The sequence below is a fragment of the Acinetobacter sp. A1-4-2 genome (assembly GCF_040233925.1).
GTDB lineage: Bacteria > Pseudomonadota > Gammaproteobacteria > Pseudomonadales > Moraxellaceae > Acinetobacter.
In genome coordinates, this window is the sequence record NZ_CP157981.1 from 2,602,443 (window position 1) to 2,623,238 (window position 20,796).

Genomic DNA, 20,796 nt, shown 5'->3' on the forward strand with positions numbered 1-20,796 from the left:
GATACCTAGAATGCAAATGAATTTTACCAAACTTATTGCTAGCCTTATTTTAACTGGCTCATTGGTCGGTTGTGCCACGGTGGTAAAAACACCGTACGAACAGCCTGCCGTGAATATTCCAGGCAGTTTCCAGAATAGCAAAGTACTCAGTCAGCAGGTGCATGCCGATGTCTATGCCGATCAATGGTGGACCTTATTTGGCGATGCGCAGCTGAACCAGCTGGTCAATCAGGTTTTAACCAGCAATAGCGATCTGGTGGTTGCCGACATTAATTTGCAGCAGGCAAGTTTACAGGCCGGTTTGGCGAAAAACCAGCAAGGCCCTCGGGTCAACTCCAGTGTTTCTGCTGGACATACCGTTGATCTGAATTCCGGTGATGATGCATCTCGTGGCTTGTCTTTAAGTGGCGGCGTAAGCTATGAACTGGATCTGTTCGGCAAACTGGCACGGCAAACTGAAGCCAGCAAGTGGGAAGCGCTTGCCACTGAACAGGACTTGCAAAGTACCGCACAAAGCTTAATAGCAACGACTGCGAATTTATATTGGCAGTTAGGTTATTTAAACGAACGCTATCAGATTGCCCAACAAAACCTGACCAGTACGCAAAAGGTCTTTGAGCTGGTGCGCACCCAATATCGTGTCGGTGCAGTTTCCGGTCTGGACTTAACCTCGGCAGAACAATCGGTGCAAAGTCAAAAAGCTAGTTTGAGTCAGATTGAACAGCAGCGTGTGGAAGCACGCACGGCTTTGGCAGTTCTACTCAATATGCCCGTGCAGCAACTGAATATAGCCGAACCGCAGCGCTTACCGCGTATAGCCTTGCCGACTATTTCTGCCGGCTTGCCAGCTGATCTGTTATCACGTCGTCCAGATTTACAAGCCAGTGAACTGCGTTTACGCAAGGCACTTGCCACTAAAGATGCCAGCAAAGCCAGTTATTATCCTTCCATTAACCTGACCGGAAACCTGGGCTCTTCCAGCACATCTTTAACCAGTCTCTTGCAAAATCCGGTATTAACTTTGGGTGCCAATCTCAGCCTGCCGTTCCTGCAATATAACGACATGAAAAAAGATCTGGCAATCAGTAACCTGGATTATGAAAAAGCGATTGTCCAGTACCGTCAAAACCTGTATCAGGCCTTTGCCGATGTGGAAAATGCCTTGTCTGCGCGTACTGAATTAAATAAACAGGTGGCTTTGCAAGAGCGCAATGTACAGCTTGCAGAGAAAACCGAGCGTCTAACTGAAGTACGTTACCGCAATGGTGCCATTGCCTTGAAAAACCTGCTCGATGCGCAGGAAACCACACGTAATGCCCGTTTGTCTTTGGTTCAAACCAAACAGAGCCAATACAATTCCTATGTCACCTTGATGCAGGCTTTAGGCGGTAGTCCAGTCAAACCGTTGCCTTAAGTTAAAAGTGAAATAAAAAAGATGCCATTTGGGCATCTTTTTTATTTCAGAAAAATTTCTGAGAAAATGTTCTGTTTGGCTATTTTTAACTTTTTAAAAATTAAAAACTCGGGCGGTAATATTTATAGGTCAGGCCTTTTTCATTATAAACATCATAACTTCTTTGCTTAAAGTCAGATACCCATTGCTTGCCGTTAAATCCTGCAATATGTCCATACACATGCTTGCCGGTTCGATCAATAATATAAATATCACCTTCTTTCGGGGCATCGAACTTAGGATTAATTTCTCGATAACCAATTTTCATCAGGGTATTTCCCCAGTCTGCCGCAGCGACGGGATGACTTTGAAATCTTGCACCCGCTGACTCCAAAGCAAGTCTGATACTTTTGGCACATTTTTGTGAACTGCTGGTTGAAGAAACGGACTGCAAGAAATCGGTGAATTTACTGATATCAATTCGCTGGCCATTCTTTGCAAGCACATTCTTTTTAGCTATGGCCTGCCCAGTCTGAAATTCTGAAGATTTTTTCGAATTTTTACCCGATTGGGAACGAATTATGATGTTTGCCTGAACAGGAGCATGAACTGCACTCATGTTTACATTATGATCATAAACCATTCTTTACCAAACACTCCTAAACCTGAAACTACCGGCTTTTCACTCATTTCGACGGCAAGATGGTAACCCCTAAAATGTGATTTTTCATATAACAAATGTAATTAAATATAAATAAATTACCGATAAGTGAGTTAACTGACTATTTTTTGTAGATTTTTATCATCAAATAATGCCTATAAATTTATTTTATCCTCACTCCATTCACATTGCGCTGTCATTGAAATCCGGATTTTCAATTAATAAATTGCTGGGATTGAACAGAATAAATACACAATCTGGCGTTCAGCAGATCGTGTATTGCTTTCTCCACACATGCTTTACTTCATTTAAATGATGAACCCATGTTTTTATTCTTTGATATCGGCAGACCTATCAGATTTTTTATCAAGCCCGGGAAAATACATTCAATAAAATGTAATACATTTTCCTCAGCCTTATAATTTTTAATTAAACACCGCCAAGATTAGGCCCTAGGATTTATACCACTTTACAAAAACAAATAAAACACATATAAATCATTTACTTATAAATATAATCACCATAATTTAAACTTACTTCTCCCCTCAATGGATACAGTTTCCTCCCCGGTAAAAAAAGGCTAATATGTGCCACAAGAAATTCACAATATTATGAGAGAGACATGCGTCAATATTTAGACCTTTTACAACATATCCTTGACAACGGTGGCGATAAAGGCGACCGCACGGGCACAGGTACACGTTCAGTATTCGGTCACCAAATGCGCTTTGATCTTTCTCAAGGTTTTCCTTTATTGACCACTAAAAAAGTACACTTCCGTTCCATCGTGATTGAACTTTTGTGGTTTCTAAAAGGCGATACCAACGTTAAATATCTGCAAGACAACAAAGTCACGATTTGGGATGAATGGGCTACTGTAGAACAAACGGCGCGTTTTGGCCGTCCTGAAGGTGAATTGGGTCCGGTTTATGGTCATCAGTGGCGTAATTTTGGCGCAAGCAAAAAAGAAAATGGTTTATATGAACAGGATGGTTTTGATCAGATCACATGGCTGATCAACGAAATTAAAACCAATCCCAATTCACGCCGTTTAATTGTGTCAGGCTGGAATCCGAAAGAAGCGGGAACGGTTGCCCTGCCACCTTGCCATACCCTGTTCCAGTTTTTTGTAAAGGACGGCAAGCTATCCTGCCAGTTGTATCAGCGTAGTGCCGACGTGTTTCTAGGCGTTCCATTTAATATCGCCAGCTATGCCCTGCTCACGCACATGATTGCGCAAGTTTGCGGTTTAGGTGTCGGTGACTTTGTCTGGACCGGTGGCGACACGCACTTATATGTGAACCATTTTGAACAGGCTCAATTACAACTTAGCCGTGAACCTTTGCCGCTTTGCCAATTGAAACTGAATCCAGAAATTAAAGATATCTTCGCGTTTAAATTTGAAGATATTGAAATTGTCGGCTATGCATCGCATCCCGGCATTAAAGCGCCAGTAGCGGTTTAATTTTTTCTCATTCATCATTCCACTTAAATTCCTAATCCCCCTAATTCCCCCTTTAAAAAAGGGGGAATTGAATAAAAAAATCCGGGAATATAATCAGATAAGGCGAACTTTATGACCTTCCAAAATTTAGAAGTTGTGCATGTTGTGGCCATGGATCAACAGCGCTGCATTGGCAAAAATAATGACCTGCCTTGGCACATTTCAGCTGACCTCAAACACTTTAAGGAAATCACCCAAGGCGGTGTGGTGGTCATGGGACGCAAGACCTTGGAGTCTATGGGCCGCACTTTGCCAAGACGGGTCAACTGGGTCATTACCCGTGACAGCAACTGGTCATTTGAAGGCACCAAAGTAGCCTACTCGATTGAAGACGCCTTGGCTCAAGCCGTTACCGATGTTAAAGCATCAGAAAAACCTGAATCAATCTTTGTGATTGGCGGCGGTGAAATCTTTAAACAGACCATGAACATTGCCGACCGTTTAGAGCTGACCCATGTTGAACTGGACGTTCAAGGCGATGCCTACTATCCGGAAATTCCAGCTGAATTTAAAAAGGTCGTCTCAGAACAACATATTGACGACAAAACCGGGATTGCTTTTGAGTTCGCAACTTACAGAAAATAAAGGCAATAATTATAGATAACAGTCAAATATGCATAATACTGAAACAAGAGAATTCCTTCTTGCCTTAGGCATGGTGCTACTCCACACTGCGTTTGGTCTGTTCGTTATTATGTCCTCTATTTGGCTATGTCTGGCCTTATGGTTTCAGCAACCCTTTGGTGGCTTAGTCACCCGTGTACTGATCGGCATCTGGATTGCCTTTGCCTTAAGCATACTCGCCCTTTATATCACCCAATATGTCTTGAACCGTCAGACTGATGTTCTGATCTATGTTCTGTTCTTTCTTGTCGGCTTATCCTGGTATTTTGGTTTGCAAGCCAGACAAGATCGTGAGTGGAATCCGGAAGTTGCCCAGATACTGTCTTATGAGCAACAGGATAATCTGGTTACACTGCACAATGTGCGTCATTTTAATTGGCATGCGGATGGCAGTTATGATGAACGTTGGGAAACCCGGCAGTTTGATTTAAACCAGATTAACGGTGTAAATATTATTACATCGTACTGGATGGGACCACGCATTGCCCATACGCTGGTCAGTTTCGATTTTGCCAACAGCCCGCCGCTGACCTTTTCAATTGAAATTCGCAAACAAAAAAATGAAGAATTTTCCACGTATGGCGGTTTTCTCAGAAAATATGAACTCAGCCTGATTGCAGCAGATGAAAAGGATCTGATTTATACCCGCAGCAATATTCGTGGCGAACAGGTCTATTTTTTTCCAATTAATATGCCAAAAAGTGAAATACGTGCCCTGTTTGAAGAATATCTGCATAAAGCCAATGAATTAAAACATCAGCCAAAATGGTATAACAGCCTAACCAGTAACTGCACCACCCTGGTATTTGACATGGTGCAGGCAATATCCAAAAGACCTTTCCCAACAGATTACCGCCTGCTGGCTTCAGGATATTTACCTAATTACCTCTATGACTTGAATGCCATTTCCCATCACTTAAGCATGAAACAGTGGTATGAGATGGCCTACATTAACCCACGTGTCAGCCAGTTAAAGAATATCTCCAGCACACAATACTCACGCCTGATTCGTCAGGGCATCCCCGCAGCGACAACAGACGAATCAGCTGAATTTTAAAATTAAAAATATAAAAAACATCCATTTAATCCTAGTGAAAAGCCTGTTTTTTTGTTTATATAGACTCCAAGTTAAACCAAAAATGAGAACTCCAATATGTTAAAAAAAATATTTGCTATTGGCATACTAGGCACTGCTATTGCTTTGACAGGTTGTGAAACCACACCAAGTGCATCTGCCACCATTGAAACTGCCAATTTAGTGCAACTGCAAAACCGTAGCTGGATTGCCACCCATATTGGCAATACCGCAATCAAGACAGCACCGACTGCACACAATATTCCAAGTTTACAATTTGATGCCATAACTAAACGTGTCAGCGGTGCCGATGGCTGCAATCGTATTATGGGCAGCTATGCAGCAGGTCGAGATACCCTGGTGCTCAGTCAAATGGCAGGGACTAAAATGGCCTGTCTGGAAAATAACAATCCGTCTGAACAATTTAATGCAGCCTTGGCTAAAGTAGCCCACTATCAGGTTTTCGGGAAAACGCTTAAATTGCTTGATCGCTACGGCAACGTGCTGCTGCAATTTACCAGTCCGGTGCAACCACGTTAAACTGCTCAAATAAAAGCCTGAAAGCTCAGGCTTTTGTGTTTAAAATGTTTCAATACATTTTAGCTTCATAGAAAGCCTCTATATTAAAAACAATAAGCAAATACAGGATCAAACTATGCAACAGGCCTTATTCGGTGGTGGATGCTTCTGGTGTGTCGAAGCCGTTTTTTTACAGTTAAAAGGTGTGGAAAAAGTGGTCAGTGGTTATGCTGGTGGCCATACTGAACATCCCAGTTATGATGATATTTGCCGTGGCGATACCAACCATGCCGAAGTCATCCTGATTGATTATGATGAAACGCAAATAAGCTTCGCTCAGCTGTTAGATGTCTTTTTTACCACGCATGATCCAACGACCTTAAACCGTCAAGGTAATGACATCGGCACTCAATATCGTTCTGTGATTTATTATTTTAATGATGAACAGCAACAGCAGGCACAACATACAATTGATGCACTAAGAGCAGAAGGTCTCAATATTGTGACTGAGCTAAGCCCTGCACCGCAGTTCTACCCTGCCGAAGAATATCACCAGAATTTCTTTGCCCGCAATCCTGCTCAAGGCTACTGCAATTTCACCATCCCTCCGAAATTAATGAAATTGCGCAGCAAGTTTCAGGACCTGCTGAAACCGGAATAAGCGACTGTGTATAAAATTCTAGCCATAAAAAAAAGCGACCTTAACGGTCGCTTTTTTAAAGGATCAGATTAGTTATCAGTCGCAAAGGCAATATCGCTGAGCCCGGCTTCGCTCGCACGAGACATCACTTGTGCAACCGTATCATAACGTGATTCTTTATCTGCTTTCAAAATAATGGTTGGCTGACGCTGTTCCTGACCCGCTTGGTTAAATTTCGTCTGCAATTCATCAAGCGTGAGCACCTTGCCATTCCAGGCAACCTCTCCACTGGCATTAATACTGATGGTGACGTTTTTAGGCGGCAAATCCGTAATATCTGCTGTTGTTTTAGGTAAGGTTAATGGAATTGACGGGTTAGCAACGGTTGCTGTCACCAGGAAGATGATCATCAATACCAACATAATATCGATCAGTGGAATGAGGTTCATCTCATTCATACCTACATCGTTGTCTTCGCCCAATTGAAAGCCCATTAAGCCTGACCTCCCACCAGATTGTTTGTTGCTGCTTTAGTTTCTACCTGAGCTGCACTGTACTGTTGCAACATGGTATCAATCAACAAACTGTGTGCCTGATCTTGTAACTCGTGTGACAAACTTCGATTGGCACGGGTACACATGTTATAAGCCAGTACCGCAGGAATCGCGACAGCCAAACCTAGACCGGTCATAATCAAGGCTTCACCAACAGGTGTCGCCACTTGAGCTAAGCCTGCCTGACCACTCTTACCTACTGCAACCAGCGCGTGGAAAATACCCCAAACCGTACCAAACAAACCTACAAACGGTGCCAGTGAAGCAATGGTACCCAAAACTGCCACACCTTTTTCAGCATTGGATTTTTCAGCTGAAATTTGACGCAACAAGGCCTGTTCAGCGACCGCTTTACGTTGTTCAAAATTCAAAGCTGCAAATTTTGCTTTTAACTTGCTTAACGCTTGAGAAAGTTGAGCATAAGCTTGTTGCTTCAGTTGGCGAGTCCCCATTATACGTAAAATGAAGATGGTCCATGTCGCAATCGACATTGCCAATAACACGAAATACAGGGTTTTACTCACTGCATCAGCATGTTGCCAATAAACTGAAAAGTTCATACTCGAACTCCTAATAAATGTTAGCCGCGTGGATTCACTGTCAATTCCAATGGGAGGTTAGCCTTGATTGGATAAGCCACGCCATTTTCTTTGTACGGTTTGAATTTGGAACTACGCACTGAGCGTAAAATCTTTTCATCTAAAGCAGGAACGCCGGTCGAACGCACTATACGCGCTGAGGTAATCACCCCTTTTTCATTCGCTTCAATATACACCATGGCTGTACGCGTTTGCCCTTGCAGATCGCTATTGCTATAGGACGGTTTTGGCGAACGGCTCCATTGCACGCCTGAACCACCAATCGAAACATTTTTTGGTGATGGCGGTGCAGAAGGTGCAACCGGTGCAGGCGGTATAACTGGTGCTGGTGGAGGTGTCACCGGAACAGGTTTCACCACTTTGGTTTCAGAAATTGTGGTCGTTACTGTCGGTTTGGATGGTGCTTCCACCGGTTTGATCACGGGTTTCGGTGTTTCTGCTTTTTTAACTTGTTGAACCTTTTCTACCTTTTTCGGTGGGGGTGGAAGCTGTTTTTTTACAATTTCAACCTGTTTCACTTCTTTCGGTTTTTGGGGTTCTTTTTTCGGTTCCGCTTTAGGCTTTGGTGGTAGCGGTTTTGCTGGCTCTTGAATTTTTACAAAACGCACCTTTAACGGTTCTTTTTCAATCGGTTTCAGTTCCGGCGTTTTCATGTGCCCTACCGCCCACAACACGCCCATATGACCCACCACCACCGCAAGCAAGGCAGTGATCATTTTCTTTTTCATTGGATTGGGAGTTTGCATCTTTAGAGCGGAGGATTGACTCATTAAAATCAGTTACCTAATTAAAGCGATTGTAGATCAATTAAGATTTCAGCAATCAGGCCCATCGGTTAGTACAATTAAAGCACCGCAATAATAAATGAGAAGTGTTTTCATTTGCAACTATTAAATCGTAAGTTTTGATGAGTTTTTTGAATCAAAAATAAGAAAGGCATACTTAAAGTACGCCTTTCTTTAAAAATTAGTCAATGTTGTTTTATTGGAAGACTACGGTTTTATTGCCATCGACAATAATACGGTCTTCCAGATGCCATTTCACTGCACGGGCCAAAACATTTCGTTCCACATCTTGTCCAAGTTCACGGAGCTGATCAACGGTAAAATCATGATTCACGCGTTCCACATCCTGTTCAATGATCGGACCCTGATCGAGGTCAGCAGTCACATAATGTGCTGTTGCACCAATCAGTTTCACCCCTTTATCATAGGCCTGTTTATACGGGTTCGCACCAACAAAGGCTGGCAAGAAAGAATGGTGGATGTTGATGATTTTCATTTCCCACTTTTGCACGAATTCTTCATCCAGAATTTGCATATAACGCGCAAGAATCAGTAAATCGTTGCCCTGCATGATTTCATCAATTTTGGCATAGGCTTCACGTTTATTTTCTTTATTCACCGGCACCACTTCAAATGGAATACCAAAGTTTTCTACCGCTTCACGCAAGGTGTCATGGTTGGAGACCACTTTGGTAATTTCACATGGTAAACCGCCACGTGCATGACGCCATAACAGCTCAAGCAAGGCATGATCGACTTTAGAAACCAGAATCCCGACTTTTTTCACATCACTGACCAGTGCCAGACGCCATTGCATGTCATAGCGTTCTGCCACATTGGTGGCAAAAGTCTGGGTTAAACTTTCTTTACGGCTTTGCAAATTTTCCAGTTCAAATTCAACACGCATGAAATAACGTCCGCCCTGAGCTTCAGTCGCGTATTGATCAAGTGCGGTAATATTTGCTCCCTGATGATACAAAAAGCTCGAAACAGCTTGCACGATACCTGGTTTATCTTCACAAGTAATCAGTAAACGTGCCGTGTTAGCAGTGGACATATTCATGTTGGTTAATATCACTAATCAGTTAAATTGAAAAACAAGCCGAGTATTCTAACGCTTTTTTTAGGCTTTCTAAATAGGCTAGCCTGCATCATGTTTTTTACTGGACGATAAACTTTCAAAAAGCTCTGAAGGGCCGAGCGTTTCAAGTAAATGTTCATAGGTTTGACGGCTTTCACCACGCAGGTAAGCCCCTTCCAGAAATACCATTTGACGTAATGCCTGCCATACCCATTTTTCTTCCAGATGGTTCGAATCGGTAATATGACCTGACATATACAGGAAGTTGGTCCAGTTGGTCAAAACAATCCACAAGTTAATAATCAGGGCTTCAATTTCTGAGTCTGTCATTTCCATTAAGCCCGCATTCACGAAAGCTTTATAGATTTTTTGCCCCTGCTGCATCACCTGTCCGGCAAAGCGTGGATACATTTTTCTAAAATCTTCATTATTTTCAACCAAATGATAGACATCACGATGCAAAAAGCGATAGGCCCAAAGCTGGCTGCTCAGCACCTGAAAATAACGAATTTTATCGTTGGCATCAAGCGGACGATCATCAGGCAATGCCAGCATCTCCAGAGTTTCGCCTTGATACTGCTCCATTAACTCTTTGATGATTTCGTTTTTATTGCGAAAATGGTAATACAAATTACCCGGGCTCATATTTAGTTCAGCTGCAATATGATTGGTTGTTACCGAACGCTCACCGCGTTCATTAAATAACTGTAAGCTGAGCTGTAAAATACGTTCTTTGGTTTTCACCGTTTTGGAGTGAGACATCCTAAAGTAACCATTCATTCAATAGGTTAGCGAACTAACACATAAAGTAACTTGACTATTTAGAGTTTTTACTCTAAAAATTAAATTAATCGCTTTTTATTCAATGGTAGCAGGTCATGAACAGTCAGACAAAAACAACTTCAATGACACCACATTCGTTTAATATTCAGCACTTACACGACGTACTAGAACAGCAAAAGCACGCTTACCTGCGTCATTCCTTTCCATCGGCAAAAGAGCGGATTGACCGTTTAGCACGCCTCAAGCGTATCTTAGTTAAATATCAAGATCAATTTGCTGAAGCAATTAATCAGGACTATGGTAACCGTTCTATTGGTGAAACCAAAATCGGTGAACTACTCACCTGCCTTGAACAGATCAGATATTATAGCAAGCATTTGACCGGCTGGATGAAACCTTCGAAGCGCCATGTTGGAATTATCCATCAGCCGGCAAAAGCATGGGTGCAATATCAACCCTTGGGTGTGATCGGGATTATTGCTCCATGGAACTACCCATTATTGTTGTCGGTTGGTCCACTGATTTGTGCAATTGCCGCCGGCAACCATGCCATGATCAAGATTTCTAGTGCCTCCGGCCATTTTGGTCGTGCCTTGGAAAAAGCCTTGGGTGAAGCATTTCCGACCGAACTGGTTGCCGTGATTAATGGTGGCGGGCCAGTTTCCGATGCTTTTAGCCATTTAGCCTTTGATAAAATTGTTTTTACCGGTTCAACAGAAATTGGTAAAACCGTCATGGCAGCAGCTGCAGAAAACCTGGTGCCGGTAATTTTAGAGCTGGGCGGAAAATCACCGGTACTGGTTCATCCTTCTATTGATTTGCAAGATGTGGCACAGCGCCTGGCCGCGGGTAAACTGTGGAATTCAGGTCAAACCTGTGTGGCACCAGACTATATGTTCCTGCCTAAAGGTAAAACGGCCGAATTTATTGAGCATTTTAAAGCCTGTGTGGAAGAAATGTATCCGAGTATTGAATACAATCAGGATTACACCTCGATTATTAATGACAAACAATACAACCGCCTGCAGGGCTATCTGGAAGATGCCCGTACCCATGGCGCTAAAATTATTGAATTAAATCCGGCACATGAAGATTTAAGCAAGGTTCGAAAAATTGCGCCAACCGTCGTGACCGGTGTCACAACGGAAATGCGGATTATGAAAGAGGAAATTTTTGGTCCGATCCTTCCTATTCTCGAATATGATCAAATTGACGATGTGATTGACTTTATTAATAGCCGTCCTCGTCCACTTGCATTATACTATTTCGACTTTGATCAGGCGCGTGCCGACTATGTCGCACAGCATACTCATTCAGGGCATTTCGGACAGAATATGGTATTAACCCATGTAGCACAGGATGACTTACCTTTTGGTGGGGTCGGTGCTTCAGGTATGGGTAAATATCATGGTCCAGAAGGTTTCTTCAGTTTGTCGCATGAACGGTCAGTAATGTCTAATCCAAAGCTGTATAGCTTAAAATTCATTCTCCCACCGTTTAACAAGCCGATTCACAAACTGATTTCCAAGACCCTTCTTCGATAACTGATCAAGGCATGATCTATCACACATGATCATGCCGCGTTTTTCTTAAATTCGCTTGTCTTTTAAGCGTATTTTTGGTATAAAACGCCCCTTGAATGATTTCATCCGTTTACTTTTAATGACTAGCCGCACAATCGGTGCTGTCTAGCAATGGAGTTCACCATGTCTAAGGTTTGCCAAGTTACCGGCAAGCGTCCAGTCGTTGGAAACAATGTCTCGCACGCCAATAACAAAACCAAACGCCGGTTCGAGCCGAACCTGCATCACCACCGTTTCTGGTTAGAAAGCGAAAAACGTTTCGTACGTATTCGTTTAACCACTAAGGGTATGCGTATTATCGACAAATTGGGCATTGAAAAGGTTGTTGCTGATCTTCGTGCTCAAGGTCAAAAGATCTAAGGAGTCAGTACAATGCGTGATAAAATTCGCCTAGTTTCTTCAGCTGGTACAGGTTATTTCTATACTACGACTAAGAACAAACGTACTATGCCGGAAAAAATGGAAATCAAAAAATTTGATCCAAAAATCCGTCAACACGTAATCTTCAAAGAAGCTAAAATTAAATAATTTTGACTTCTTGAAAAAAGCGGCCCTTCCGGGTCGTTTTTTTTTGCATTTTTTTTACCCGACTTGTTACACTTCTAGACATTCTTTTTTGGCATTTTTTGTGCTTATTCTTTTTTACCCTTAACTTTGGCTCAAGCTTAAGGAGTCTTTAGTGCCTCATGATGTAGATCTGATTATATTACTTGCCGTTGGCTTTGGACTGGCACTCATTTTTGGCTATATTGCTGCACGTATTCGTCTTCCTCCCCTAATTGGCTATTTAGTTGCGGGTATTGTGATTAGCCCGAATACGCCAGGCATTGTGGGCGACATTCATCTTGCCAACCAGCTGGCTGAACTGGGGGTCATGTTCCTGATGTTTGGTGTCGGCATGCACTTTTCCTTAACCGACCTGATGCAGGTACGCCGTATTGCCTTACCAGGTGCAGTTCTGCAAATTGCTGTAGCAACCTTGCTTGGTATAGGCGTAACGATGATCTGGGGCTGGAGTTTTGGCTCGGCACTGGTGTTTGGTCTAAGCCTGTCCTGTGCCAGTACCGTGGTCCTCCTGAAAGCCTTGGGAGACCAAGGTCTGATTAACTCTGTAAACGGCAAGATTGCCGTGGGCTGGTTATTGGTTGAAGATCTGGTCATGGTGCTGGTACTGGTACTACTCCCTGCCACTGCAGTTTTACTGGGTGGAACAGCAATTTCCGGCTCAGACCCGAATGCCAATATCTGGATGACTTTAGCTGTCACCCTATTGAAAGTAGCCGGCTTTATTGCCTTTATGCTGATTGTGGGTAAACGTCTGGTACCCTGGATTATGCAGATCGTTGCACGTCTGGGATCGCGTGAACTGTTTACCTTGACCGTAGTGGCAGCTGCAGTTTCTATTGCCTTTGGTGCTTATAAGATTTTTGGTGTGTCGATGGCACTGGGTGCATTCTTCGCCGGGATGGTAGTCAAAGAGTCCGATTTCAGCCATCGTGCCGAAGAAGAAACGCTTCCACTACGCGAAATTTTTTCCATTTTATTCTTTGTCTCGGTAGGCATGCTGTTTGATCCCATGATCTTAGTGCAGCAACCGTGGCATGTGCTTGCCGTGGTGGCCATTATTATGGTTGGCAAGACTATCGCGGCAATGGCACTGGTGCTGTTCTTCCGTTATCCAATTAACACCGCTTTAACAGTGGGTGCCAGCCTTGCACAAATTGGCGAGTTTTCTTTTATTTTGGCAACTTTAGGCGTTTCACTAAATCTATTGTCTTTAGAAGGACAAAACCTGATTTTAGCCGGTGCACTTATCTCCATTACCTTAAATTCATTTGTGTTCTCTGCCATTGAACCGGTACAAAACTGGATTCGTGAACGCTCACATTTGGCCCGCTTGCTTGAACGTAGTGGTGACCCGCTATCGATGTTGCCAGATGAAGTCTCACAAGAATACTTGCGTGATCAGGTGGTGATTGTCGGTCATGGTGAAGTCGGTCGTCGTATTACCAAAGCCTTAATGCAGCAAGAAATTAAAGTGGTAATTGCCGAGGAAAACCGTGAGATCGTTGAAAGCCTACGTGACAAAGGCATTGCGGCGGTATCCGGACACGCGACCGAAGCCGGGGTACTCATTCAGGCGCATATCCAGCATGCACGCCTGCTGGTACTGTCTCCAATGGATATTCTGGATATCCATAAAATTGTCGACATTGCCAAAACCTTGAATCCACAAATTCAGGTATTGGTATGTGCCGAAAGCAAGGAAGAAGCTGAAGTGATTCGCCGTGAAAATATCGGTCAGGTTTATTTTGCCAAAGAAGAAATGGCCATCAACATGACCAATCATATTTTAAATCAGATTCAGATTGCGCATCATCAAGCACCGACACACTAATCTTCAATTCATAAAAAAGCGCACCAAAGTGCGCTTTTTAGGTTTAAACAAGCTTAGCTCAGATACTTCGGCTGTTCATCCATGATTTCAGCCTGCCATTCATTGACCTGCTTTTCCATCATTGCAAACAAAGCTGCTTGCACCATATGCTGGGCAATCACTGGCGTCTGGTCACCAAGTAACGCTTTAACTTCATCATTAAACTGAATTTTGACGAGCGGTTCTTTTTCAGAGCCTGCATTTCGCAATGCCAACTCACCACCTTCAAGTTGAACAAGTTCTAAAATCGCTTCTTGACTACCAAATAATTCTTTCAAATGTTCTATAGACATATATCCTCCATGTTCAACATGGTGGCAAAGAGCTGTTGCACTTTGCATTGCTTAGACTATTTTATATAAGGTCGATGACAGAAACTTCAAGAGTACCGGTGCTAAAGTTTAAAATTCAACCATTTCATTACGAAACCCGTCAATTAACTGGGTCAGGTCACGATGCCATTCACGCAGGATTTTGGTATCCGGCAGCCAGGCTTGAGGCGTTTGAGTCACTTTAATAATCAGGTTGGAAGAGGTTTCATCTTCAGGTTCTGGAGCACTCGGTTCCGGTGCATATTGACACATACGGTAGGCACGTTTTAGCTCGGCAATAAAACCCTGTTTCGCCAACTGCTGCATCACCGTCACTTCAGGTGAGATCTGCCCTTTTTCTGCCATATGTTCTTCAATCGATTTCAAGGTCGGGGCAAAATCATTTAAACGGTAGTAACGAACCAGTTCCTGCAAAAATGCCAATACCGCACCATGCAAATGGAATACCGCAGCTTCACGATGTGCCTGAGCCTGCTGAATATGGTCGGTTTGTTCCGCTTGTTGACATGCAAGACGTGCAAAATACAGTTTCTGATTGGTACGATCGGCATGAAAGCGAGCAACACGAGACATGGTGATTTCCTAAGTTTTGGCGTGATTACACCGTTAAGATTAAACGGTCTTTCAGAAAAATTACAATAAAAATTGTGGAAGATTAATTTCAATGAGTGAGATATCTGCTGTCACATCAATGATCATGGATGATTTCAGCCAGAATAATTTACGTCCTTCCAGCTCAAGAGATGGGGATTCAATAGACCAATTCAACCTGATCAAAGCCTGGTTGTTTTATCCATAAAAAAAGGAGCATCGCTCCTTTATTCTTTACTCTGCTGCTGGCTTGTCTTCAGCCTGCTTGACCCGAATACCCTGTCCATGCAAACGCAGGGTATTTAAGCCTTTAATCGCTTTCACCGCTTCACGGCCATGTGGCATTTCCACAAAAGCAAAACCCTTTGATTTACCTGTGGCAGCATCTAAAACCAAGGTGCATGAATCTACCGTGCCATATTGCTTAAACAATTCCAGCAATTCAGCTTCTGTCACTGTACGTTCTAAATTACGGACTAAAATTTTCATCTGATGACCTTTAAATAGGCTAAAAAAACCAAAAAGCACTCGCCTACTTACTTTTTGCACTTCAATATTGAGATAGTTTAATCGAGATCGATACCAAAATCTAAATTAATCGATTGCCGCTCAATTAAGGCACTTTTCACCGTTTGTTGCCGCTGCTTGTAATGGGTCTCGGTCGTGCACAGGTTGCGGGTCAAGTCATTCAGAAAATAGCTTTCAATTTTTCGTCCCTGTTCATCGACCTGGTCGCGCGCCCAGAGATTCAAATTTTGCTTGGTTAAAATCAGTTCATTTTTGGCACGGGTTAAAGCCACATACAAAACCCGACGTTCTTCTTCGACTTCATCAAAATTGCCTTGCGCACGTGCATGCGGATACTGTCCGGCAGAAACATTGGCCACATAGCAAATCCTCTGTTCTGTGCCCTTGGCAGAATGGATAGTAATCAGCGTCACCACATCATCTTCAGACTGGCGTTCAATTTCACTGATTGATACCGGATCGAGCACATATTCTTCCAGAAATTCACTCAGCTGATCATGTTTGGTGGCTAGCTGTTTGACCAGATCAAAATCACCCATGCGTTTCGACCAGTCTTTCTTGGCGTAGTTTTCTTCCAACTGTTCGACCAGGGCTTCTATTCCCAAAGTGACACAAGCTTGCACCTGATCTTTTAATACCGACATCTGCTTCATAATCAGCAAGGTTTTTTCAGGAATACGGCCAAATTTTTCCAGTTTGTCGAAAATCAGTTCTGGATTGTCCTGCTGCAATAAATGCTGCGCCAATTTACTAGCACCAACATCCCCCACTCCATTCCACAAGGTCAGAAAACGCATCCAGGCAATATCATCCAGCGGATTGGCAATCACCCGTAATAAACTGAGCAGGTCTTTCACATGCGCGGTTTCCAGCAGTTTCATGCCACCAATAAAACGATAAGGAACATTGGCCTGAATAAACGCCGCCTCAATGTGACGTGCCGCAAAACTGGAACGCACCAGTACCATATGGTCATGCCACGGGGTTCCTTCCAGAAAATGCCGCTCTTTAATATCAATGGCAATCCATTTGGCTTCATCAAACTCGTTCGGGAAAATATGCAGTTTCGGTTTAATGCCCTCGCCACGATGTGCATCCAGACGTTTGTCATACTTGATTGGACTCTGATCCAGCAACCAGTTAGACAAGTCCAGAATTTGCTGGGTAGAACGGTAATTCTGTTCCAGTTTAAAAATCTGCGCATCCGATACGCGTTCTTTAAAATGGTGGATATTTTCAAAGTCTGCGCCACGAAAACCGTAAATCGACTGAGCATCATCCCCGACACAGAACAGGCTGACTTTATCTTTTAAAGGTTCCAGCAAAGCCCATTGCAGCGGATTAGTATCCTGCATTTCATCTACCAGCATATGCTGACAGATAGAAGCTACATAATCACTCAGTCCTTCCGATTGAGCCAGTGCCGATGCTACCACCGCCAAAATATCGTCATAGTCCAGGAAGCTGCGCACACGTTTTCGTGCCTCATACTCTTTCATAATGTCAGCGATCTGATCTTTATATTCCAAAAATTCAGGATGCTGTTTCTCTAAAGCAATACTGAGTTTTTGTCGGGTATTGCGGGCAAAGGAATACAGGTCACACAGCTGCTGTGGCTTGGGCAAGGCATTGGGATTTTTTTTATCATCCTTACCGCGAATTAAGCGGAACATCATCAGCTGATCATCCCGGTCGATAATCGAAAACTGTTCCAGACCAAAAGCTTTCGGAATACGGCGCAGCAGATACATACAAAAAGTATGAAAGGTGGATGCGCGTAAACCTTTGGCCTGCTCACCCAAAGCCAATTCGACCCGTGCCACAATTTCACTGGCGGAACGACGGGTAAAGGTCAGAATTTGAATCTGATTCGCTTGAACGCCCTGATCAATCAGATAGGCTGCCCGAGCCACAATGGTTTTGGTTTTGCCACAACCTGCCCCTGCAAGAACCAGACTGTGCTTTGATTCAGTCGTGGCAGCCTGTTTTTGTTGCGGGTTTAATTCATTAATCAGGGTGGCTAAACTCATGGTGTCTCATCGTGCTAGGGAGATGAATAGTTTAACAGAGGTTTTAGTAAAACCTGAGTAATGCGCCTTGATTCATTTTTTTATTCCTTAAGCATTTTTTCAAAAACTGAATACTGTGTTTACTCAATCAAATGCCCATCGTTATTCCCTCTCCTTTTTAAGGAGAGGGTTAGGGAGAGGTTACTATTTAAAACTCCCCTCATCCTAGCCTTCTCCCTGAGGGAGAAGGAACTTCACAAATTTGATGATGTCTTAATTATTTAAATAAGTTCATTAAAATTATAGTTTCTTACATATTGCTCAACTGCTTCTTCCAAATACATTGAAGCATGCGCAATTGCATGTTCCATTGAAATTTCAGGAGGATTAATCCCGATAATTTGACTAAAACCTAAGTCATATAGTTCGCCAACTACACCCGCAAAAGCAATCACAGGCTTATTGAATTGCTTTGCGACCTGCGCCACCCCAAATGGTGTTTTGCCAAATTTGGTTTGAAAATCAATTTTTCCTTCACCCGTCAACACATAATCAGCCTGAGCAATTTTGTCTGCCAATTTGGTCTGTTCAATTACCAGCTCTACACCTGAGCGAATCTTGGCATCTGTAAACACCATCAAACCAAAACCCAAGCCACCTGCTGCACCGGCTCCAGCAATCTCCCGACAATCTATTCCAAGTTGCTGCTCCACGACATCAGCAAAATGATTTAAGTTATTATCCAGAGTTTTCATCATTTCAGAGGTAGCCCCTTTCTGCGGCCCAAAAACATACGATGCCCCATTTGCACCACACAAAGGATTATTCACATCAGAAGCAATCAGGATTTCAACCTGTTTTAACCTTGCATCCAAACCGGAAAGATCAATCTTTTTAATCTGGTCAAGCTGACCACCGCCTAACGCAGCATCGCAGCCTGTAGCATCGAGAAATTTTACACCCAAAGCCTGTGCCATACCCGCACCGGCATCATTGGTCACGCTGCCCCCCAAACCGATAATGATCTTGGATATAGCTAAATCCAGCGCTGCTTTAATCATTTCTCCTGTACCTAAGGTAGTGGTGAGTAAAGGATTGCGCTGGGCGGGTTCTAAAAGATGGATGCCATTGGCTTTTGCCATTTCGATAATGGCTGTTTTTCCCTCCTCGACTAAACCGAAGTAGGTTTGGATTTTTTGCCAGGCTAATGGACCAGTCACTTCACACTCAATCTTTTGTCCGCCTTGTGCAGCAATCAAAGCATCCACAGTACCCTCACCACCATCTGCCATGGGCACCGAAATACACACTGCATCTGGATATACATTTTGAATGCCACGCTGTATCGCCTGACAGGCCTGCTCGGCAGTCATACTTTCTTTAAAGGAATCGGGTGCAAGAACAAAAGTTTTAGGCATAATCAACAAAAAGTGAAAGCAATAAATCTTTATACAATAAAAAAGAGCACTCTATGCGCCCTTTTCTCCTAGTTCACTATTATACATCTGCCGAACTTTGCGGTACTTCACGTTTGATATACGATGCTAAAGTCAAATAATTAATCCCCTGAAATAAAACATCTATCGCCAGAAACAGCCCCAGTACCCAGAACGGAGCATCAGGTGATTTTAAAATCATAACCCCGGCCACCAGGGTTAACAGGCCCGAAAATAAGATCCATCCCCAACCTTGATAGATTTTAAAAATAATGGCACTAAAAATACGGATGATACCGGCCACGATCAATACAATTGCCAACAGATTGGTCAGCACAATCGCGGTTTTTACCGGTGTGCTAAAAGCATAATAACCAGCAACCAGATACAGTACGCCAAACAGGGCCCATAGCCAGCGGGTCCCCCCTTCAAAAATTTTAAAAGCTGCAACAAAGTGCAGAATACCGCCAATCATCATCAGTATCCCAAACAGGAATACCACAGAAAGCGTAGCAAAAGGCAGTGAAGCAAGCAGTACAAGAGCAAACAAGGTCAGCACAATGCCCAGACCTAAATACCACTTTCGATTTTCATGCAGCTGATGTCGAACTAAATCATTTCCTACTGTTCTCATGTTTTTTCTCAAGTCTTTTGTTGAGGAATACCTGTAGTTTTAGCTGATTTTCGGTCAAAAGTCTGTTATTTCTCTGCATTTTAATCCACAGCCCGATACGTAACTGTGGATAAAAGCATCGTTATCCCCAAGGGTTATTTTTTCCAGCCCAATTCAATTGCGGTTATTTCATTAATCAAAGTCTGTTTCAATGAATCCGGCATCCTGCTTTTTTGTTGTGACAGTGGAATATGTCCGGCCATCAACTCTGCTTTGGCTTGAGGAAATAAAGGCTGCTGGTTTGGATAAGCATATCCAATCGGATAGGCAGGCTGTCCTGTGGACAAATCATACTTATCACTTGCGCCAAAGCTATGCAGTAATTCATGCACCAATACAATCTTGTTTTGTTCAGCCTGTTTTTTAGATGCAAATAAATTGACTGAACCAATGCGGCCTTTTTGCAAGGCAGTAGAATGTTTCAACTCTTTAATTTTTTCCGGATCATAATAATTTAAATACAGCGTCACACTGGGTGAACCGTCAGCACTTTCATGCTGTTTCCAGGCATAAAAACGGAATTTCAGACTCCATAAAATGGTATCTAGCATGGTTGCCTGTGCAGGTACTTTCGGGGGTAATTGTTTCAGCTCACGACCCAACTGAAAGTAAATGGCAATCGGCTGTCCTCGATACTGTGCCGACATCTGCTGGAGATATACTTGTGCCCCATTCAGCTCAGACAAGTTTAGCGATTGAATATAATGTTGAGTCGCAGCTCGTCCATCTGCATTGATGGGATGCAGCATGACAATAATGGGTTTGGACCAGTCCTGATTCTGGTCACGGTAAGCATTTACTGCCACAATCAATAAAATGATGAGTAAACACAGTATCCGAATGTTTTTCCACATTAATTTTTCTCATTATTAAGCAATAAAATTTTAAAAATCCATCCAAGAATTGGATACACAAGAAATCATCCGCACTTGTCTGAGATAGACTGAATTATTATAGATAATGTTTCTGCGAGCTTTTAGATAAAATAA

At 43.0% G+C, this 20,796-nt stretch carries 24 protein-coding genes; 10 read left to right on the top strand and 14 right to left on the bottom strand.

All coding sequences use genetic code 11. The annotated features are described in order from the left end of the window. Positions 1 to 10: 10 nt before the first annotated feature. A complete protein-coding gene (locus tag ABJ384_RS12580) occupies positions 11 to 1,414 on the top strand; it encodes an efflux transporter outer membrane subunit (protein ID WP_349927702.1) in 1,404 nt (467 codons plus the stop codon). Positions 1,415 to 1,514: 100 nt separating this feature from the next. Here ABJ384_RS12580 and ABJ384_RS12585 read toward each other — a convergent pair whose 3' ends face one another. After that, positions 1,515 to 2,036 carry a CHAP domain-containing protein gene (locus tag ABJ384_RS12585; protein WP_180082133.1) on the bottom strand — a complete coding sequence of 174 codons (522 nt, stop codon included), beginning with the start codon at positions 2,034 to 2,036 and terminating at the stop codon, positions 1,515 to 1,517. A 640-nt stretch (positions 2,037 to 2,676) separates the two neighbouring features. Between ABJ384_RS12585 and thyA the strand changes: the two genes are divergently transcribed. From thyA to msrA, 5 genes are all read left to right on the top strand, one after another. Next, the gene (gene thyA, locus ABJ384_RS12590) at positions 2,677 to 3,519 is read left to right on the top strand and encodes a thymidylate synthase (protein WP_349927704.1); all 843 of its coding nucleotides are present in this window, start codon (positions 2,677 to 2,679) and stop codon (positions 3,517 to 3,519) included. Between the two features lie 111 nt (positions 3,520 to 3,630). Then, entirely contained in the window at positions 3,631 to 4,143 is a 513-nt protein-coding gene (locus ABJ384_RS12595; RefSeq protein ID WP_349927706.1) for a dihydrofolate reductase, read from the top strand. 28 nt (positions 4,144 to 4,171) lie between these two features. Then, positions 4,172 to 5,239 (top strand): DUF4105 domain-containing protein, encoded by a 1,068-nt coding sequence (locus ABJ384_RS12600; protein WP_349927707.1) that lies wholly within the window; start codon positions 4,172 to 4,174, stop codon positions 5,237 to 5,239. A gap of 96 nt (positions 5,240 to 5,335) precedes the next feature. After that, positions 5,336 to 5,797, top strand: a complete 462-nt coding sequence (locus tag ABJ384_RS12605) for an META domain-containing protein (protein WP_349927708.1) — start codon at positions 5,336 to 5,338, stop codon at positions 5,795 to 5,797. 115 nt (positions 5,798 to 5,912) lie between these two features. Next, on the top strand, positions 5,913 to 6,437 hold the full coding sequence (gene msrA / locus ABJ384_RS12610) for a peptide-methionine (S)-S-oxide reductase MsrA (protein ID WP_349927710.1): 525 nt from the start codon (positions 5,913 to 5,915) through the stop codon (positions 6,435 to 6,437). A 68-nt stretch (positions 6,438 to 6,505) separates the two neighbouring features. On the opposite strand, the gene ABJ384_RS12615 is transcribed toward msrA, so the two are convergent. From ABJ384_RS12615 to ABJ384_RS12635, 5 genes are all read right to left on the bottom strand, one after another. Next, positions 6,506 to 6,910 carry a biopolymer transporter ExbD gene (locus tag ABJ384_RS12615; protein ID WP_086195340.1) on the bottom strand — a complete coding sequence of 135 codons (405 nt, stop codon included), beginning with the start codon at positions 6,908 to 6,910 and terminating at the stop codon, positions 6,506 to 6,508. Then, positions 6,910 to 7,530 carry a MotA/TolQ/ExbB proton channel family protein gene (locus tag ABJ384_RS12620; RefSeq protein ID WP_349927713.1) on the bottom strand — a complete coding sequence of 207 codons (621 nt, stop codon included), beginning with the start codon at positions 7,528 to 7,530 and terminating at the stop codon, positions 6,910 to 6,912. The genes ABJ384_RS12615 and ABJ384_RS12620 overlap by 1 nt, the downstream gene beginning before the upstream one ends. Positions 7,531 to 7,550: 20 nt before the next feature. Further along, positions 7,551 to 8,339: a TonB family protein gene (locus ABJ384_RS12625; protein WP_349927714.1), complete on the bottom strand. Its 789-nt coding sequence runs from the start codon at positions 8,337 to 8,339 to the stop codon at positions 7,551 to 7,553. A gap of 211 nt (positions 8,340 to 8,550) precedes the next feature. After that, positions 8,551 to 9,417 (bottom strand): formyltetrahydrofolate deformylase, encoded by an 867-nt coding sequence (purU, locus tag ABJ384_RS12630; RefSeq protein WP_349927716.1) that lies wholly within the window; start codon positions 9,415 to 9,417, stop codon positions 8,551 to 8,553. Between the two features lie 78 nt (positions 9,418 to 9,495). Beyond that, the gene (locus ABJ384_RS12635; RefSeq protein ID WP_086195336.1) at positions 9,496 to 10,197 is read right to left on the bottom strand and encodes a TetR/AcrR family transcriptional regulator; all 702 of its coding nucleotides are present in this window, start codon (positions 10,195 to 10,197) and stop codon (positions 9,496 to 9,498) included. A gap of 116 nt (positions 10,198 to 10,313) precedes the next feature. Between ABJ384_RS12635 and ABJ384_RS12640 the strand changes: the two genes are divergently transcribed. The 4 genes from ABJ384_RS12640 to ABJ384_RS12655 all read left to right on the top strand — a co-directional run bounded on the left by ABJ384_RS12640 (position 10,314) and on the right by ABJ384_RS12655 (position 14,199). Further along, on the top strand, positions 10,314 to 11,762 hold the full coding sequence (locus ABJ384_RS12640) for a coniferyl aldehyde dehydrogenase (RefSeq protein ID WP_349927719.1): 1,449 nt from the start codon (positions 10,314 to 10,316) through the stop codon (positions 11,760 to 11,762). Between the two features lie 162 nt (positions 11,763 to 11,924). After that, positions 11,925 to 12,161: a 50S ribosomal protein L28 gene (gene rpmB, locus ABJ384_RS12645; protein WP_086195334.1), complete on the top strand. Its 237-nt coding sequence runs from the start codon at positions 11,925 to 11,927 to the stop codon at positions 12,159 to 12,161. A gap of 12 nt (positions 12,162 to 12,173) precedes the next feature. Further along, the gene (gene rpmG, locus ABJ384_RS12650) at positions 12,174 to 12,329 is read left to right on the top strand and encodes a 50S ribosomal protein L33 (protein WP_001205031.1); all 156 of its coding nucleotides are present in this window, start codon (positions 12,174 to 12,176) and stop codon (positions 12,327 to 12,329) included. A 151-nt stretch (positions 12,330 to 12,480) separates the two neighbouring features. Beyond that, positions 12,481 to 14,199 carry a cation:proton antiporter gene (locus ABJ384_RS12655; protein WP_349927721.1) on the top strand — a complete coding sequence of 573 codons (1,719 nt, stop codon included), beginning with the start codon at positions 12,481 to 12,483 and terminating at the stop codon, positions 14,197 to 14,199. Between the two features lie 53 nt (positions 14,200 to 14,252). Here ABJ384_RS12655 and ABJ384_RS12660 read toward each other — a convergent pair whose 3' ends face one another. From ABJ384_RS12660 to ABJ384_RS12695, 8 genes are all read right to left on the bottom strand, one after another. After that, the gene (locus ABJ384_RS12660; protein ID WP_349927723.1) at positions 14,253 to 14,531 is read right to left on the bottom strand and encodes a hypothetical protein; all 279 of its coding nucleotides are present in this window, start codon (positions 14,529 to 14,531) and stop codon (positions 14,253 to 14,255) included. Between the two features lie 108 nt (positions 14,532 to 14,639). Continuing rightward, positions 14,640 to 15,143, bottom strand: a complete 504-nt coding sequence (locus tag ABJ384_RS12665; protein WP_086195331.1) for a DUF6586 family protein — start codon at positions 15,141 to 15,143, stop codon at positions 14,640 to 14,642. A 60-nt stretch (positions 15,144 to 15,203) separates the two neighbouring features. Continuing rightward, positions 15,204 to 15,338, bottom strand: a complete 135-nt coding sequence (locus tag ABJ384_RS12670) for a hypothetical protein (RefSeq protein WP_349927725.1) — start codon at positions 15,336 to 15,338, stop codon at positions 15,204 to 15,206. A gap of 57 nt (positions 15,339 to 15,395) precedes the next feature. Further along, positions 15,396 to 15,650 (bottom strand): RNA-binding protein, encoded by a 255-nt coding sequence (locus tag ABJ384_RS12675; RefSeq protein WP_086173986.1) that lies wholly within the window; start codon positions 15,648 to 15,650, stop codon positions 15,396 to 15,398. Positions 15,651 to 15,727: 77 nt separating this feature from the next. Beyond that, positions 15,728 to 17,719, bottom strand: a complete 1,992-nt coding sequence (locus tag ABJ384_RS12680; RefSeq protein ID WP_349927727.1) for an ATP-dependent helicase — start codon at positions 17,717 to 17,719, stop codon at positions 15,728 to 15,730. Between the two features lie 260 nt (positions 17,720 to 17,979). Next, positions 17,980 to 19,116 (bottom strand): glycerate kinase, encoded by a 1,137-nt coding sequence (locus tag ABJ384_RS12685; RefSeq protein ID WP_349927728.1) that lies wholly within the window; start codon positions 19,114 to 19,116, stop codon positions 17,980 to 17,982. Positions 19,117 to 19,195: 79 nt separating this feature from the next. Beyond that, positions 19,196 to 19,768: an HdeD family acid-resistance protein gene (locus ABJ384_RS12690; RefSeq protein WP_349927730.1), complete on the bottom strand. Its 573-nt coding sequence runs from the start codon at positions 19,766 to 19,768 to the stop codon at positions 19,196 to 19,198. Between the two features lie 134 nt (positions 19,769 to 19,902). After that, complete coding sequence (locus ABJ384_RS12695) at positions 19,903 to 20,661, bottom strand: hypothetical protein (protein WP_349927732.1); 759 nt, start codon at positions 20,659 to 20,661, stop codon at positions 19,903 to 19,905. Positions 20,662 to 20,796 lie beyond the last annotated feature (135 nt).

Bases quoted from the DNA above. Each gene is read 5' to 3' on its own strand.
- purU (WP_349927716.1), bottom strand. From the start codon at position 9,417: ATGAATATGTCCACTGCTAACACGGCACGTTTACTGATTACTTGTGAA.
- ABJ384_RS12615 (WP_086195340.1), bottom strand. From the start codon at position 6,910: ATGGGCTTTCAATTGGGCGAAGACAACGATGTAGGTATGAATGAGATG.
- rpmB (WP_086195334.1), top strand. From the start codon at position 11,925: ATGTCTAAGGTTTGCCAAGTTACCGGCAAGCGTCCAGTCGTTGGAAAC.
- ABJ384_RS12640 (WP_349927719.1), top strand. From the start codon at position 10,314: ATGAACAGTCAGACAAAAACAACTTCAATGACACCACATTCGTTTAAT.
- ABJ384_RS12660 (WP_349927723.1), bottom strand. From the start codon at position 14,531: ATGTCTATAGAACATTTGAAAGAATTATTTGGTAGTCAAGAAGCGATT.
- ABJ384_RS12635 (WP_086195336.1), bottom strand. From the start codon at position 10,197: ATGTCTCACTCCAAAACGGTGAAAACCAAAGAACGTATTTTACAGCTC.
- rpmG (WP_001205031.1), top strand. From the start codon at position 12,174: ATGCGTGATAAAATTCGCCTAGTTTCTTCAGCTGGTACAGGTTATTTC.
- ABJ384_RS12690 (WP_349927730.1), bottom strand. From the start codon at position 19,768: ATGAGAACAGTAGGAAATGATTTAGTTCGACATCAGCTGCATGAAAAT.
- ABJ384_RS12625 (WP_349927714.1), bottom strand. From the start codon at position 8,339: ATGAGTCAATCCTCCGCTCTAAAGATGCAAACTCCCAATCCAATGAAA.
- ABJ384_RS12585 (WP_180082133.1), bottom strand. From the start codon at position 2,036: ATGGTTTATGATCATAATGTAAACATGAGTGCAGTTCATGCTCCTGTT.
- msrA (WP_349927710.1), top strand. From the start codon at position 5,913: ATGCAACAGGCCTTATTCGGTGGTGGATGCTTCTGGTGTGTCGAAGCC.
- thyA (WP_349927704.1), top strand. From the start codon at position 2,677: ATGCGTCAATATTTAGACCTTTTACAACATATCCTTGACAACGGTGGC.
- ABJ384_RS12595 (WP_349927706.1), top strand. From the start codon at position 3,631: ATGACCTTCCAAAATTTAGAAGTTGTGCATGTTGTGGCCATGGATCAA.
- ABJ384_RS12680 (WP_349927727.1), bottom strand. From the start codon at position 17,719: ATGAGTTTAGCCACCCTGATTAATGAATTAAACCCGCAACAAAAACAG.
- ABJ384_RS12695 (WP_349927732.1), bottom strand. From the start codon at position 20,661: ATGTGGAAAAACATTCGGATACTGTGTTTACTCATCATTTTATTGATT.
- ABJ384_RS12620 (WP_349927713.1), bottom strand. From the start codon at position 7,530: ATGAACTTTTCAGTTTATTGGCAACATGCTGATGCAGTGAGTAAAACC.
- ABJ384_RS12605 (WP_349927708.1), top strand. From the start codon at position 5,336: ATGTTAAAAAAAATATTTGCTATTGGCATACTAGGCACTGCTATTGCT.
- ABJ384_RS12675 (WP_086173986.1), bottom strand. From the start codon at position 15,650: ATGAAAATTTTAGTCCGTAATTTAGAACGTACAGTGACAGAAGCTGAA.
- ABJ384_RS12685 (WP_349927728.1), bottom strand. From the start codon at position 19,116: ATGCCTAAAACTTTTGTTCTTGCACCCGATTCCTTTAAAGAAAGTATG.
- ABJ384_RS12600 (WP_349927707.1), top strand. From the start codon at position 4,172: ATGCATAATACTGAAACAAGAGAATTCCTTCTTGCCTTAGGCATGGTG.
- ABJ384_RS12665 (WP_086195331.1), bottom strand. From the start codon at position 15,143: ATGTCTCGTGTTGCTCGCTTTCATGCCGATCGTACCAATCAGAAACTG.
- ABJ384_RS12580 (WP_349927702.1), top strand. From the start codon at position 11: ATGCAAATGAATTTTACCAAACTTATTGCTAGCCTTATTTTAACTGGC.